This is a genomic window from Pedobacter sp. 01N310, assembly GCF_056399805.1.
The window spans coordinates 62,154-78,256 of the sequence record NZ_JBFTSB010000007.1; the positions used below are offsets into that span (position 1 = coordinate 62,154).

General features: G+C 35.8%; 9 protein-coding genes. All 9 read left to right on the plus strand.

Features of this window, described 5'->3' with window-relative positions; genetic code table 11:
- Window positions 1-39 precede the first annotated feature (39 nt).
- Window positions 40-1,233: a signal peptidase I gene (lepB, locus tag AC1DNH_RS15855; RefSeq protein WP_477625506.1), complete on the plus strand. Its 1,194-nt coding sequence runs from the start codon at window positions 40-42 to the stop codon at window positions 1,231-1,233.
- Window positions 1,234-1,658: 425 nt separating this feature from the next.
- Window positions 1,659-2,846 carry an ROK family protein gene (locus tag AC1DNH_RS15860; protein ID WP_477610606.1) on the plus strand — a complete coding sequence of 396 codons (1,188 nt, stop codon included), beginning with the start codon at window positions 1,659-1,661 and terminating at the stop codon, window positions 2,844-2,846.
- Window positions 2,847-2,976: 130 nt separating this feature from the next.
- On the plus strand, window positions 2,977-6,333 hold the full coding sequence (locus tag AC1DNH_RS15865) for a SusC/RagA family TonB-linked outer membrane protein (RefSeq protein ID WP_477625507.1): 3,357 nt from the start codon (window positions 2,977-2,979) through the stop codon (window positions 6,331-6,333).
- A gap of 19 nt (window positions 6,334-6,352) precedes the next feature.
- Window positions 6,353-7,954 (plus strand): SusD/RagB family nutrient-binding outer membrane lipoprotein, encoded by a 1,602-nt coding sequence (locus AC1DNH_RS15870; protein WP_477610925.1) that lies wholly within the window; start codon window positions 6,353-6,355, stop codon window positions 7,952-7,954.
- Between the two features lie 58 nt (window positions 7,955-8,012).
- Window positions 8,013-8,600 (plus strand): redoxin domain-containing protein, encoded by a 588-nt coding sequence (locus AC1DNH_RS15875; RefSeq protein ID WP_477584554.1) that lies wholly within the window; start codon window positions 8,013-8,015, stop codon window positions 8,598-8,600.
- Window positions 8,600-9,934 carry a cytochrome c gene (locus AC1DNH_RS15880; RefSeq protein WP_477584555.1) on the plus strand — a complete coding sequence of 445 codons (1,335 nt, stop codon included), beginning with the start codon at window positions 8,600-8,602 and terminating at the stop codon, window positions 9,932-9,934. Before AC1DNH_RS15875 ends, AC1DNH_RS15880 begins: the two co-directional genes overlap by 1 nt.
- A gap of 53 nt (window positions 9,935-9,987) precedes the next feature.
- On the plus strand, window positions 9,988-13,338 hold the full coding sequence (locus tag AC1DNH_RS15885) for a VCBS repeat-containing protein (protein ID WP_477625508.1): 3,351 nt from the start codon (window positions 9,988-9,990) through the stop codon (window positions 13,336-13,338).
- A gap of 10 nt (window positions 13,339-13,348) precedes the next feature.
- Entirely contained in the window at window positions 13,349-14,659 is a 1,311-nt protein-coding gene (locus AC1DNH_RS15890; RefSeq protein WP_477625509.1) for a vanadium-dependent haloperoxidase, read from the plus strand.
- A gap of 18 nt (window positions 14,660-14,677) precedes the next feature.
- Window positions 14,678-16,102, plus strand: coding sequence for an alpha-L-fucosidase (locus AC1DNH_RS15895; protein ID WP_477625510.1), 1,425 nt, complete (start codon window positions 14,678-14,680; stop codon window positions 16,100-16,102).
- The last annotated feature ends 1 nt before the right edge of the window (window position 16,103 follow it).

Consider the following 16,103-nt stretch of genomic DNA (forward strand, 5'->3'; position numbering starts at 1 on the left):
GGTAACCGATTAATAAATCGCAAACCAAAAATAAGATATATGAATTATAAATTCTGGCAACGAAAAAAAGATGCCCCAAAGAAGAAAAAAACTAAAACCCGTGAGTGGGTTGATGCAATTGTTTTTGCAGTAGTAGCAGCAACCATCATCCGCGTATTTTTTATTGAGGCTTACACCATTCCATCTGGTTCGATGGAAAGATCTTTGCTTATTGGCGATTTCCTTTTTGTGAGTAAAGTTAATTACGGTGCTCGTATCCCAATGACTCCCGTTGCTTTTCCTTTTGCTCACCATACTATGCCTTTAACCACTTCTACCAAAGCTTATTGGGATGGTGTGCAGTGGAAATATCATCGTTTACCGGGTTTATCTAAAATTAAGAGAAACGATGTTGTGGTATTCAACTTTCCTGAAGGAGACACTGTAGCTGTAGAAAACCAGGCAGAAAGTTATTACGCATTAGAACGCAGTATGGGCCGGCAGCAGGTTAGAAGCACATTTACGATAATAGACCGCCCGGTAGATAAACGGGAGAATTTTATTAAAAGATGTATAGGTATTCCGGGCGATGTAATTTCGATGAGCAATGGTATTGCCAATGTAAATGGCAAAAATGAGCCTTTAAAAAACACGGGTATGATGCCATATCGCATCGAGTTTAAAACCATGGACTTTAATTATTCTATACTTGATGAATTTAAACTTAATTTAGGCGGAACACCTGCTATTGCAGATAAGACATACGTTGTAGATGCATCGCCAGAAATTGCCGGTAAATTAAAAGCATTTGATTTTGTGAAATCAGTTACCTTAAGTCCCGATGCTGCTGGGGATGTTCCGGGAGGTGTTTTTCCGAACGATCCCAACAGAGTATGGAACAGGGATAACTTCGGGCCGATTAAAATCCCTTCAAAAGGATGGACCGTTAAAATCGATAGCAATACCATGCCGCTGTACTACAGGGCTATTAGAACTTACGAAGGAAATAAAGTAGAGCAAAAAGCAGGTATTTGGTATATTAATGATAAAGTAGCCACTACTTATACTTTTAAAATGGACTACTATTGGATGATGGGTGATAACCGTCACAATTCGGCCGATTCGCGTTATTGGGGTTTTGTGCCAGAAGACCATATTGTAGGTAAAGCTTTATTTGTTTGGATGAGCTGGGATAGTACTGCATCTTTCTTGCATAAAATAAGATGGAGCAGGTTGTTTATGGGCATCCATTAATTTATAGGATATTTTTTTGAAAAAGCTTGCTTTACGCAGGCTTTTTTTTTGTGCCAAAATCACCTTTTTAAAAAAATTAAAAAGTCTTCATTGTTTATATTTTTTTTTCATAAGTTTGTTATGTCAGTGGTTAGTAAAAAACATGTAAAAATCTAACTGTATATTCAATTTACATCTCCTGATAAAATTAATGGGTTCAGTTTTTCCCATGATTAAATAGTTCAAATTATTATTGCAAACTACTAATCGAATAATACTGATAAAGTAACTAACCAATTTAACTAACCCTTACCAAACAGATTATGAAACAAAACCAGTATCATGTTTTTGTGAATATGTATATAAAATAACTTTCTTTTTAATTTTTTTAAAAAGATTGCATTTCTTTTGTTTTTTTTATATTTTTATGTAACCAAATTAAAAAAATGTCAGCAACTATTAAGAAAGCACAACGACTAAGGGCCGACATTATTAAGCTACTTTATTATAAAAAAAAATCATCGCTTACCGATTTAAGTAAACGTACTAAAAAGAGCCTGCCTCTAATTACGTCGACTGTAAATGCTTTGATAGAAGACGGCTTAATTATAGAGCAAGGATTGGCACCATCTACCGGGGGCCGCCGCCCTTTAAATTTTTTATTAAACCCTGATTACAAAAGGTATATAATAGCAGTAGCAATGGATCAGTTAACCAGTCAATTAACCATATATGATTTGTCAAATCATCAGGTTTTACCCACGCAGGTGATTGATTTAGACATGACCGAGAGTAAAAGTGCTGATACTTTAATTGAATTTATTGACCACTGCATAAAGAAATCAACAATCAATAAAGAAAATTTATTGGGAATTGGTATTGGTATGCCGGGTTTTGTAAATGCAGAGAAGGGAATGAACTATTCATTTATGCAGGTTGAAAACGATATAAGCCTGCAAGACTATCTCGCTAAAAAATTAAGTTTACCGGTTTACATAGATAACGACTCGAGTTTGATTGCCTTAGCTGAATTGAACTTTGGTGAAGCAAGAAATTTAAAAGATGTGCTTGTAGTTAATATTGGCTGGGGCACAGGTTTAGGGATGATTATTAATGGCAAATTATACCGGGGGAGTAGCGGTTATGCTGGCGAATTTAGCCATATCCCTTTATCTAATTCCAATACCTTGTGCTCTTGTGGTAAGCGGGGATGCCTTGAAGTGGAAACGTCTCTTTTGGTGATGGTTCAAAAAGCAGAAACAGCGGTAAAAAATGGAGAAGAAACAAGTTTAAGAACGCTTTTTAATGATAAAAGTAAAAGCCATGTAGATCATTTCTTGAATGCAGTTGTAAAACAAGACCCTGTTGCTATTTCTATTTTAGCTGATGCCGCATTTCAGATTGGTAAAGGATTGGCAACTTTAATCCATATTATGAATCCTGAACGGATTGTATTAAGTGGCCGTGGTGCAAAAGCTGGAAAAATGCTTCTGCCGCCAATACAACAGGCAATTAACGAGTTTTGTATACCTCGGGTAGCCGAACAAACAGAAATTAAATGCTCTAGTTTAAGTGATGAGGCTGAATTATTGGCTGCCGCCAGTTTGATGGTCGAAAATAGCTTATTTGATTAAGCTAATTTCAATTGAATAAAGAATTAAACAAGTTTTTAACTAATAAGCGAACTGTATGCATAAATGAAAAAATGATCCTCAACCAAGTCCCGAATTATTTCAAACTAATATCAACTAAACAAATAAAATTATGAAAAAAATGTACTTAAAGTGTCTAAGTGTGCTATTGTTATGTTTTTTAACAATAACCGCTTTTGCACAGAAGAATATTACTGGTACCGTTAAAGACGCGTCCGGTGATCCCATTCCTGGGGTGAGTGTTCTCGAAAAGGGAACTCAAAATGGAACTTCTACCAACGCCGAAGGTAGATTTACCCTTACGGTAAAAGATGGCGCTAGATTGATTTTTAAATCTATTGGTTTAGTCACTCAAGAAGTTGCTGCCTCATCAAATCTGGCTATTGTAATGCACGATGATTCCAAATCACTAAATGAAGTTATTGTTACTGGTTTTGGTGTTAAAAAAGAAGTTAAAAGACTAAGTTATTCTGCAACAGCTGTTGGTGGAGCAGAATTAGCACAAGCAAATAACGCCAATGTGGTAAATGCTTTACAGGGTAAAGTAGCAGGGGTTATGATCAATCAAGGTGCCAGTGGTCCTTCTTCTTCTTCCAGAATAAGAATCAGAGGTAATTCATCGTTAAGTTCAAATACACAACCTTTGGTGGTTTATGACGGTATATTGTTAGAACCTGGCACCTCTGGAGCAGATTCATGGGGTGATGCCGCAGATTTTGGTAATATCATGAAAAATATTAATTCTGATGATATAGAAAGCATTAGTGTGTTAAAAGGAGCTGCAGCTTCGGCACTATATGGATCTAAAGCAGCTGGTGGTGTACTCCTTATTACGTCAAAAAAAGGTAAAACTACCAAAGGTTTAGGTGTAACTGTTTCACAAACCAGTTCTTTTGACGATGCTTATAAATTTGTAGATCTTCAAAATGAGTATGGAGGTGGAATTTCACCTGTTTTTGCAAAAGATGCAAATGGGATGGATGTTGTTGATCAGCAGGCCGGTTATTATGTAGGTGGATATTCTTTTGGCCCTAAATTGGATGGAAGAATGGTTAAAGATTTAGATGGGGTAGTTAGGCCATGGGTAGCCAATAATCCATTAGATTATTTTAATACCGGAAAATTCATCAATACCAATGTATCAGTTGAAGGTGCAAATGAAAACACAACTTATCGTTTAGCTTATACCAATTTATATAATTCAAGTGTTTTACCCGGTAATAACTTAAAAAGAGATGCATTTGCGCTTAGAGTGACCAGGGTAATTTCAAAATCAATTTCTGTTGATGCGAGTGTAAATTATACGATGTCGAATTCATTGAATCCGGCAAGACAAGGAAGTGCCAATAACCCATTATTTGCATTTACGTATTATAAGCCTAGAAACGTTGATTTAAGTGCTTATATTGATAACAATATCAACCCGGTAACTGGTGGTGCTTTAGGTTCCAGCAATCGTAATCTTTATGACCCTTATGGTATAGGATCATTTGCCTATGGACTTCAAAATGATAACAGAACGCAAAAAGAAAATAATTTATTGGCCAATATTGACGTAAATATCAAAATCCTTCCATGGCTTTCTGCTTTGGTAAGAACCAATACTAACTTTTATAATATTGCTTATGAAAGAAAAAATAGAGGAGCTGGTGTAGCCTTTTCAGGTGGCGATTATGAGATAACACAAAATACCAATAAATCTTATCGTATTCAGGGTTTATTAAATGCAACAAAACAATTATCAAACGATTTTGAATTAAATGCTTCATTAGGTGGGGAAACTTATCAAAAAAATCTTGGTAATTCTGCATTTTATAACAGATCTTATACCAATGGCGGGCTTAAAATTCCTGATGTATACTCTATTGGGAACTCAATTAATCCAGCATCAACAACTGCCTATCCAAATTTAGGTGAACGTACTGATGCGGTTTATTTGTATGGTGATATTACCTGGAAAAACATGTTAACTTTAAATTTTAGTGGAAGAAATGACTGGTCATCGGCATTAACCTATAAAGACGGCCATGGTAATTATTCGTACTTCTATCCAAGTGTAGGTTTGGCATGGATATTCACAGAATTACCTGCATTCAAAGATAATTCGATATTATCTTTTGGTAAGTTAAGAGCATCATATTCTTACACAGGTTTATCGGCTCAGCCACAATATACTAATACAGCCGGCTACTATAGATTACAAGATGGTACTTTCAGTAATGCGAATGGTGGTAACCAGTCGGTTTATGGGTTTAGCGACAATATTCTTAAAAACAACAATTTAAAGAATGAGTTAACCAAGGAACTTGAAATTGGAACCAATTTAGGTTTCTTAAAAAACCGTATCAACATTGATTTTGCTTATTATAAGAAAAATTCTTATAATCAAATTTTAAGTTTTGCATTACCACAAGAGTCTGGAGTGAGTTCACAAGCTTTAAATGCGGGTAATATCCAAAATCAAGGTATCGAGATCTTGGTTACTGGAAAACCAATCGTATCAAAAGATTTTAATTGGAATGCTTCAGTTACTTTTACGCGGAACCGCAACAAAATATTGGAATTGGCACCTGGTGTTGAAAATTACGACCTGGATTTAGCTTTTGGTAACGACATCACTTCAGTAGCCAGAGTAGGCGAACAATATGGTTCATTGATTACTGGATATGGTTATTCATATTATCAAAAGAAAGATGCAAGCGGTAATCCAATTGCCAGTCCAAATAATGGTAAAAAAGTATTAGGTAATACTGGTTATGGAACTACCGGTGGTTATTACACCTATGTAAGATCGCAGGATTATGATGGTACAAAGAAAAATTTAGGTACTATGATGGAGAAATATCTTGCCAGTACCAGACAAGAATTATCTTATAAAAACTTTACATTAAGTTTTCAAATTGATGCTAAAATTGGTGGTTTAATGGCCTCTGGAACCCATCAATATGGATCAGCTAACGGTTCGTTTGCCAATTCACTTTTTGGTAGGGATGAAGGCTCAGGTGGTGTAACTTATACCGATGCAAACGGCGTAGTACAGCATGATGGTATTATTCCTGATGGTGTATTGAATGATGGATTAAAAGCCAATGGAGTAGATTTAGGTGGAATGACCTATGCAGATGCTGTTAAACAAGGTTTATTAAAACCAATACCAGCTTATGCATATTATGAAAATTTAAGTCAATGGTCTAGTGGTATCAGAGAGTATTCGGTATTTGAAAATTCTTGGGTGGCGCTTCGCGAAGTAACTGTAGGATACACCGTGCCTAGCAAATATTTAAGTAAATTGAAAATAAATACTTTAAGTTTAAACTTAACAGGTAGAAATCTAGCCTATTTGTATAAAACGGCTAAGGATGGTATTAATCCTGAAAGTATTTTTAGCAATAGAGCAGGTGCTTTTGCTGAATATGGTGGCTGGCCTTTGGTTAGAAGTTTAGGTTTTAATGTTAGGGCATCGTTCTAATTATTTAAAAAATACAGATATGAAGACTATAAATAAAACAAAAATATATTTCCTGATGGTTTCAGCTTTGCTTGTAGTGGGCGGTTGTAAAAAGGAAAGCTTTGTAGAAGCAAATTTGAACCCTACGACCTTATACGAGGTTAAACCTGAAGATCAGTTTCTTCGTGCGGCAGTGGGTTCGCAAGATGATTTCGAGTATTTTGCCGATGTTTATCGCGCAGCCAATCTATGGATGCAATACGCTACCTTAAGTACAGGAAATGGATTGAATTTTAACAATGTTGGTTCACAATTCAATACCCGTTACGGTAAAATATTTTACGGCAGATTAGGCCCGGCCTTAATCGATGCTATAAAAAATATCGAACAAATGCCTGATGCAGATAAAAATGCAAGAATACACATGAAAGCAATTTCGCAGATACTTTTATCGTATTATGCATTTTATGTGAGCGATATCAATGGAAGCATACCTTATGCTCAAGCTTTTCAAGCGAGGTATGGGGGTACCACAACTCCAGCATATGATACTCAACAAGCAGTATTTGCAAAAGTTGATGCGGAATTGAAAGCAGCTGTAGCTACTTTGAAAACCACACCAGCAGGTCAGATCAGTCTTGCCGGAAATGATCCCTATTTCAATGGTGATGCAACACTTTGGGCTAAAGCAGCAAACGCTTTACGTCTGAAAATAGCTATTCGCTTAATAAAAGTTGATCCAACTAAAATGAAAGCAATTGCTACCGAAGTTTTAGCAGATCCAGTGCAGATGGCAAATGTTAACGATTCATGGATGCTTAAGGTTGGCCCATCTTATGCAGATGGTGGTGGAAACTTTAGTCCGTCGAATTTCGCAGCAGGTAAACCTGTATTAGATTTTATGGTTACAAAAGGCGACCCTAGATTATCGGCCTTCTATCGTCCAAACGCAGCAGGAAATTATGTAGGAAGTTTTACTAGTCCAGACGATGCAAAATTACCTGCAAATGTACCATTATATGCATCTATAAATAATTTATCACAGTTGCAACACAGGTTATTTACACCTAATTATAACGAAGCCGATGGCTTAGGTGCTGGTACAGGCAAAGGATTTTACCCTGTTTTAACTTATGCAGAATATTGCTTTCTACGTGCAGATCTTGCAGCCCGTGGTGTCACTACAGATGTGGCTGAAACATGGTATAAAAATGGAGTTTATGCATCAGTTCAATTCTATAGCGATAGGGCTGTTGATGCCAAAGTATCTAACTTTAATGCAGTGACTACTCCGGCTATTGATACCTACTATAACACAGTTGGTATTAAATACGATGCAACTAAGGCAACTGATCAAATCGCTTGTCAGGCTTATCTTGATCTTTATAGACAACCATTAGAAGCATGGGCCTGGTGGAAAAGAACTGGCTTCCCGAACACTACCTCGGTTTTAGCATGGTCGGAATTAAAAGGTAATGGAAGTGTATTACCATTAGCTCGTAGAGCTGGTATAGACTTGTTAAGTACTACCAATTTAAACTATGCAAATCAGCAAGCTGCGATTGCTGAAATGGCTAAAAACCCTGATTTTGGTGCCGGACCAAATGATCCTTTTGGCCGTGTTTGGTGGGATAAAAAATAATCACTAAATTAAAAGAACCCTTAGTCATTTTACTAAGGGTTCTTTTTAATTAAAAGCAATGAAATTTTCTAATATTTTTATTCGATTCAGTTTTTTACTCGCTATCGTTATTTTTCCTGTTTTTATAAAAGCTCAGGAAAATTTAATATCCCCTGCAAAAATAAATGCGATTAAATTAATCAATTTAACAGGTAAAGAAAGTCGAATTAATTTAAACAAAACAACAGTCATTGTATTTTTAAGCCCCGAATGCCCATTATGCAAAAATTATTTACCAGGCTTGGTAAAACTTCAAAATGCGAATAAAAGCATCAATTTTTACGGAATAATCCCAGGTACCAGTTATTCCATAAAAGAAATAAACGAACTTAAAAATGAATATGGTATCAACTTCGATCTTTTAACAGACAAAGACAAACGATTATCAAAATATTTAGGTGCAACCACCACGCCTGAAGTTTTTTTAATCAATAAAATGGGCGCAATAACCTATAGTGGATTAATCGATAACTGGTCTTCCTCACTCGGACAGAAACGTTTGGTAATTACAGAAAAATATCTTGAACAAGCTATAAAAGACCTTTTAAACGGCAAACAAACATTTAAAAAAACGATTCCTATAGGGTGCTTAATTAACGACATATAATGAATTCAAAATCTTTAGTATTATTAAAAATTATTACCATTATACTTGGGATATTCATTTGCATACCTCATGTAAGTGCCCAAAAGGTAACTTACTATAAAGATGTTGCATACATTATTCAAAATAAGTGCCAGCCCTGTCACAGGCCAGGAGAAGCTGCTCCATTTGCTTTATTAACCTACGAGGATGTTGCAAAAAGGGGCTCTTTTATTAAAAAGGTAACCCAATCTGGTTACATGCCACCATGGAAGCCAGATAACCACTACAGACTATTTAAAAATGATAGATCATTAACGAATGAAGAAAAACTAACTATAGCCAAATGGGTTGACGAGAAAATGCCGATGGGCGATATTAGCGAAATGCCCAAAAAAGCAGTTAAAACATATATAGATGGTACTCAGTATCTCAGGAAACCCGATCTTGTTTTAAAAACAAATAAACCATATAAAGTTTTAGGCGATAATAAGGAGCGGTTTATTGTTTTTAAAATTCCTTTTGATATTGGTGTAGAAAAAAATGTAGAAGCAATGGAGTTTTTTTCGTCCAATAAAAAAGTAGTACATCATGCCAACTTTGCTATTCATCCTGTAGCAGATGATATTGATATTAACCAGGGAGCCGATTTTTTAAATTTAACAGAAGATGATCGGACTAAATACTCGCAGTATTTTCCTTTTAAAAAAAACATGACCTATTACGGAGGATGGATCCCAGGAACCTCTTATGAATCTTATCCAAATAATTTTGGTTGGGTAATGCCTAAACGGGGCGTTATATTATTAACTGTACACTTTGCTCCGGTTTCAAAGGAGGAAGAGAATATTTCAGGAGTAAATTTCTTTTTCAAAAAAACACCAATTGGGCGAAAAGTTGAGGTAATTAGTTTAGGCTCCGCCGGTGTAGGCGAAAAATCTATCGAGCCTTACTTTTTTATCCCAGCTGAGTCAGTAAGAAAGTTCGAACTAAAAATCACAACACCGCAAGATCAATCTTTATTATATATATGGCCGCATATGCATTACTTGGGTAAGATATTCAAATCATACGCAGTAACGCCTAAGAAAGACACCATACAACTCGTTTCAATTCCATCCTGGGATTTTAGATGGCAGGAAATTTATCAATTTAAAAATTTAGTAAAAATTCCTAAGGGCTCTATATTAACAATAGAGGGTACTTATGATAATACAACGAGTAATCCTAACAATCCAAGCAGCCCGCCCCGAAATGTTTATTCGGCCAATGATATGAAATCTACCGATGAGATGTTGACCATGTTACTTGTGTTTTTGCCCTACAAAGAAAATGACGAACAAATACAATTAAAATAAAGGCTTACCACCAATTGTGTAATTAATTTTAGCTTGATTTAATAAAAAGTACCATGAAAATAAGAATATGGCTATCCGCACTTTTTTTCTCAATGCAAGCTGCTGTTGTTAACAACGCTAATGCACAACAGCCTTTATTTACGTTATTACCGGCAAAGGAAACAAATATCAGTTTTGTAAATAGAGTAATTGAAACGGATTCATTACACGTTATGAACTATGAATATTTGTATAACGGATCAGGAGTTGGGGTAGCCGACTTTAATGGCGATGGTTTGTCAGACATTTTTTTTTCATCAAATGCATCAGATCATAAATTATACCTTAACAAAGGAAATTTAAAATTTGAAGATATTACGAATAAAGCAGGTGTAAGAGGAAATGGTACCTGGGGAACAGGGGTATGTATTGCTGATGTAAATGCAGATGGGTTACCCGATATATATGTAAGTCATTCCGGAAAATTTCCTGACAGTAAACTCAAAAATGAATTATTTATTAACCAGGGAATAAAAGGCGATATGCCTGTTTTTAAAAACATGGCAGAGGTTTACGGCCTTGATGCAATAGGAACCCAATCTACACAAGCAGTTTTTTTTGATTACGATAAAGATGGTGATTTAGACATGTTTTTGCTAAATCATTCAAACCAAACTTATAAACCTTTTTTAAATACTAAAAAAGTACGATCTACCCCAAATATGAAATATGGGAATCGTTTATTTAGAAATGATTCTAAAAACAATCAACCCCATTTTGTAGATGTTACGTTAACCTCGGGGATTATAAATAATGCCTTAAATTTTGGCCTAAACGTAGCGGTAAGCGATTTAAATAATGATGGCTGGCCAGATATTTATACTTCAAGTGATTATACTGAACAAGATTGCCTTTATATCAACAATAAAAATGGCACTTTTTCTGAAAGTATCCGGAAATCTATCAAGCACATTTCAAAGTATTCAATGGGTTCTGATATCGCCGATTATAACAATGATGGTAAACCCGATATCATCACGCTTGATATGTTGCCCGAAGATAATCATAGGCAAAAGCTACTTAAAGGACCAGATGAGTATGACCAATATCACTTATTACTGGATAGTGGATATTATAATCAGCAGATGAGAAATATGCTGCACTTAAATCAGGGATTAGGAGAAGATGGTAATTTGCGTTTCAGCGAAATAGGACAATTGGCAGGTATTTCTAATACAGATTGGAGTTGGGCACCTTTATTTGCTGATTTTGACAACGATGGTTGGAAGGATTTATTTATTTCTAACGGATATTTAAGAGACTTTACTGATATGGATTTTCTGAAATATACCGTTGCAAATGCCCAAAAAGAATCACTTAAACAAGGGAGTTTAAAATTTCAAACCTTCGATTTGGTGAAAAAAATGCCATCGAATCAAATCTCAAATTATATTCTTTCAAACAACCATGATTTAACTTTTACCAATAAAACAGTAGAGTGGGGTATTTCAACACCTTCCGTTTCAAATGGTTCTGCTTATGCCGATTTGGATAATGATGGTGATCTGGATTTAATTGTTTGTAATATAAACTCACCGGTAATGGTGTATAAGAACAATTCCGATTTACTGAAATCGAACTATTTAAAAATTAATCTTATTGGAGAAGGATTAAATACAGCAGCAATTGGGGCTAAAATCTATATTAAAACAGAGGATAATTTACAGTATCAGGAGAAGTATGTGGTACGTGGTTATCAATCAAGTGTAGATCAAATCAATTGTTTTGGTTTAGGTAAAAACAATAAAATAAATTATGTAAAAATAGTTTGGCCTGACGGAAAAGAAAGTTTGATTGAGAATGTACAATCAAATCAGACACTAACAGTTAAGCAGAATGAAGCTGTAATAAAAAAGGAGAATATTAGTACACCAAAAGCACTATTTACAGATTATACGGCAGATTCAGGCTTAGATTTTAAACATCATGAAAACGATTTTATCGATTTTAAAGGCGAAACCCTTTTACCTTATCAACTATCTAAATTTGGACCTGCCCTAGCTAAGGCTGATGTTAACAAAGACGGAATAGAAGATGTTTTTATCGGTGGGGCAATTGGTCAGGCAGGTAAATTATTCTTAGGCGATAAAGCGGGGAACTTTAGTCCTTCTCTAAGTCAGCCTTGGGAAGAAGATAAAGCGAGTGAAGATGTAAATGCCGTTTTTTTTGATGCAAATGGCGACGGGGCTTTAGATTTATGGGTGGTAAGCGGTGGAAATGAATATGATGAAAATGCTCCGGAGTATCAGGATCGATTATATTTAAACAACGGGAAAGGTACTTTTAATAAGGCTCAAGATGCATTGCCAAAAATGTGGAGTAGTAAACAGGCCATAAGCATTGCCGATTTTGATAAGGATGGAGATTTGGATGTTTTTGTAGGCGGGATGAGTAAACCGGGATCTTTCCCCCTCTGCAGTAAAAGTTATTTATTACGTAATGAATCAAAAGGTGGAGAGGTAAAGTTTATTGATGTAACCAAAGAACTCGCCCCAGAATTGGAGTACGCGGGTATGGTTGTTACCGCTTTGTGGCAGGATTTGAACACTGATGGATACCCAGAGTTGTTGATTGGCGGTGATTGGATGCCATTAAAGAAATTCAAAAATGATAAGGGGGCTTTAAAATATGATAAAGATTCTGGATTAGAAAACTCAGATGGTATGTGGAGTAAAATTGTACCAATGGATGTAAACAAGGACGGGGCAATGGATTTTATTGTTGGCAACTGTGGTTTAAACAATCAATTTAAAGCCAATAGTAAGCAACCGGTAACAGTTTATGCTGGTGATTTTAATAATGATGGCGTATTAGATCCAGTGATGTGTTATTACATTCAAGGGCAAAATTATCCGATGGCTTCTAGAGATGAGCTACTTGATCAGATGGTTCAATTAAAAAAACGGTTTTTAAATTATGCCTCTTATGCTGATATCACAATAGAACAATTATTTACACCAGAGCAGTTGAGTAAAAGTCAAAAATTTTTCTGTAAACAACTTGAAACTTCTGTTTTATTAAATGATGGAACTGGAAAATTTACTATTAAAGTACTCCCAATTGAAGCACAATTTTCAAGAACGTGGGGCATTATTGTAGATGATTTTAATAAAGACGGAAAAGATGATATTCTTTTGGGAGGTAATTTTTATCCTTACAGGGTACAGCTTGGTCAGGCGGATGCAGGTTTGGGCTTACTTTTACTCGGGAATGGGAAGGGCGATTTTAAAGCAGTGCCCCCTTACAATTCCGGATTGTATATAGATGGCGACGTTAGGAATATGATTGAGATTAAGGGAGCAATCAAAAAAATTATTGTTGTTAAAAATAATGATAAGGTCCAGCTTTTAAAAACTACTAATTAAAACCAACATCATGAAGATATATTTATTTTTGTTTGTTTTCTGTATTTCAATCGGTGCTAGTGCTCAGTGGCGCAAAAGCGAAAATGATCCTTTACCACTGCATAGATCGCAAAAGGCACTTTCTGATATCATTGTAAGTGATATATTTTCTCCGCCGGTTGCGAGTAGAATTTTTGTTTATGCAAACATCGCTGCATACGAAATTCAGGCAAAAAACAATAGTCAGTTTCAATCTTTAAAAGGACAGTTAAATAGCTTTAATGGCATCCCAAATGCAGATAAAAAACAAATTAGTTATTCAGTCGCTGCAACTTACGCCTACTGGCAGATTGGAAAAAGGCTTGTCTTTTCGGAGCAAGTGGCCTTAGATAGTTTAAACAGTATACTTTCATGGTATAAGGCTAAAGGCTATCCTGATACAATAGTACAAAATTCAATTTTATATGGTAAAACGGTATCTGATACCGTTTTAAAATGGGTGGATCAGGATAAGTATAAAGAAACACGTAAATTAAGGCGATATAGTTTAGTAAAGCAAGAAGGTAATTGGGCCCCCACGCCTCCCGGCTATATGGCAGCTGTAGAACCTTATTGGAATAAAATAAGACCTCTTGTGATGAAAACAGCTGATCAGTTTAAACCTGCAGCTCCTCCTGCTTACAGTAAAGATAAAAACAGTGCTTTTTATATTAATGCAAATGAAGTTTACACGGTTGGTAAAAACCTGGATGAAAAACAGCTTGATATTGCTAAATTCTGGGACTGTAATCCATTCTTTTTGAATCTGAACGGGCATATGAATTATGCAACCAAAAAGATTTCACCAGGAGCACACTGGATTTCGATAACTGGCATTGCCTGCAAGCTAAAAAGCTTTAACTATGTTCAAAGTAGTTCTGCTTATACATCTACCTGTATTGCATTATTTGATGCCTTTATTAGCTGTTGGGATGAGAAATACAGGAGCAATTACATTCGCCCAGAAACATTTATTGATGCCAATATCGATGAAAATTGGCGGCCAATTTTGCAAACACCTCCATTTCCCGAATACCCGAGCGGGCATAGTGTTGCTTCAACATCAGCAGCCTATGTGTTAACCAAAATATTTGGAGATAACTTTAAGTTTCAGGATAATACTGAGACTGATTTCGGATTACCCGTGCGAAGCTTCACTTCTTTTAATCAAGCGGCTAACGAAGCCGCTATTAGTAGACTTTACGGTGGTATACATTACAGACCGGCCATTGAAAATGGTCAGATTCAAGGTAGGAATATCGGAGCATATCAGACCGAAAAAATTATAATGAAAAAAGATTAAGTTAAAAACAGAATAACAATGAAAATAAAATACCTCCTAGTACTTGTTTTAATTGCTTTGGCTAAGTTTTCAAGTGCCCAAAGAAACGACATACTAAAAGAATCATCAGATTACGAGTGGCCAACAGATCCAGCTGTTAAGCAAAAACTCGATACCTGGCAGGATAAAAAGTTTGGAATGATTATCCACTGGGGGCTTTACGCTGTGCCAGGGATTATCGAATCTTGGTCTATCTGTTCTGAAGATTGGATTGATAGAGACAGTACCATTAAATACGAAGACTATAAAAAATGGTATTGGGACCTAAACGAAAAATTTAACCCAACAAAATTCAATCCTGAGCAATGGGCCAAAGCAGGTAAAAGTGCAGGAATGAAATATTTGGTGTTTACCACCAAACATCACGATGGCTTTGCTATGTTCGATACCAAACAATCTGATTTTAGCATTACAAAAGGTCCTTTTTCAACCAATGCCAAAAAAGATGTAGCTAAATATGTGTTCGATGCTTTCCGTAAGGAAAATTTTATGATCGGTGCTTATTTTTCTAAACCCGATTGGCATTCTCAATACTATTGGTGGGATAAATATGCCACTGCAGATAGAAATAATAATTATGATATCAGAAAGAATCAATGGCGGTGGAATATGTTCAAAAGCTATACTCAGAACCAGATTGGAGAGTTAATGAACAATTACGGAAGCATTGATATTTTATGGTTAGATGGTGGATGGGTTCGTCCACGGGCTAGCGTAAATAAAGAAGTACTTTCTTGGGGAGCACCTATTCCTGATTGGAGTCAGGATATTGATATGCCGAAAATTGCAGCTGATGCCAGAAAAGCACAACCAGGTTTAATTGTGGTGGATAGAACGGTACATGGCCAGTTTGAAAACTACCAGACCCCTGAACAGAAAATTCCTGAAAATCAGTTAGAGTATCCATGGGAAAGCTGCATGACGTTAGGCGGAGCCTGGGGTTTTGTACCCAACGATCAGTATAAATCGGCAGAAGAAGTGGTTCATAAATTAGTAGAAATAGTAGCCAAAGGTGGAAGTTTGCTTTTAGGTATTGGGCCTAAAGCTGATGGAACGCTGCCTGATCATGTGATTACAAGATTGGATGAAATTGGTAAGTGGACCAGTAAAAATGGTGCTGCCATATACGGAACAAGGATTACCAAAAACTATCATGATGGACAGAACTGGTTTACGCAAAGTAAAGATGGTAAAACTATTTACGGCATCAGTTTAATCGGCAATACGCCAAACAAAGAAATTTCATGGCAAGGAAGTATTCCTAAAAAAGGAAGTCTCATTACCATTTTAAGTACCAACCAAAAGGTAAAATGGACATTGAAAGATGGCAAGGTACACTTCGATTTTCCTAAAACAGAGGAGAAAATAGCCCTGACTTTTTCTTTTACGCCCGAAATTAATTAAC

Excerpts from the sequence above, each read along its gene's own strand:
- AC1DNH_RS15875 (WP_477584554.1), top strand. The coding sequence starts at position 8,013 with ATGAAATTTTCTAATATTTTTATTCGATTCAGTTTTTTACTCGCTATC.
- AC1DNH_RS15895 (WP_477625510.1), top strand. The coding sequence starts at position 14,678 with ATGAAAATAAAATACCTCCTAGTACTTGTTTTAATTGCTTTGGCTAAG.
- AC1DNH_RS15880 (WP_477584555.1), top strand. The coding sequence starts at position 8,600 with ATGAATTCAAAATCTTTAGTATTATTAAAAATTATTACCATTATACTT.
- lepB (WP_477625506.1), top strand. The coding sequence starts at position 40 with ATGAATTATAAATTCTGGCAACGAAAAAAAGATGCCCCAAAGAAGAAA.
- AC1DNH_RS15865 (WP_477625507.1), top strand. The coding sequence starts at position 2,977 with ATGAAAAAAATGTACTTAAAGTGTCTAAGTGTGCTATTGTTATGTTTT.
- AC1DNH_RS15870 (WP_477610925.1), top strand. The coding sequence starts at position 6,353 with ATGAAGACTATAAATAAAACAAAAATATATTTCCTGATGGTTTCAGCT.
- AC1DNH_RS15885 (WP_477625508.1), top strand. The coding sequence starts at position 9,988 with ATGAAAATAAGAATATGGCTATCCGCACTTTTTTTCTCAATGCAAGCT.
- AC1DNH_RS15860 (WP_477610606.1), top strand. The coding sequence starts at position 1,659 with ATGTCAGCAACTATTAAGAAAGCACAACGACTAAGGGCCGACATTATT.
- AC1DNH_RS15890 (WP_477625509.1), top strand. The coding sequence starts at position 13,349 with ATGAAGATATATTTATTTTTGTTTGTTTTCTGTATTTCAATCGGTGCT.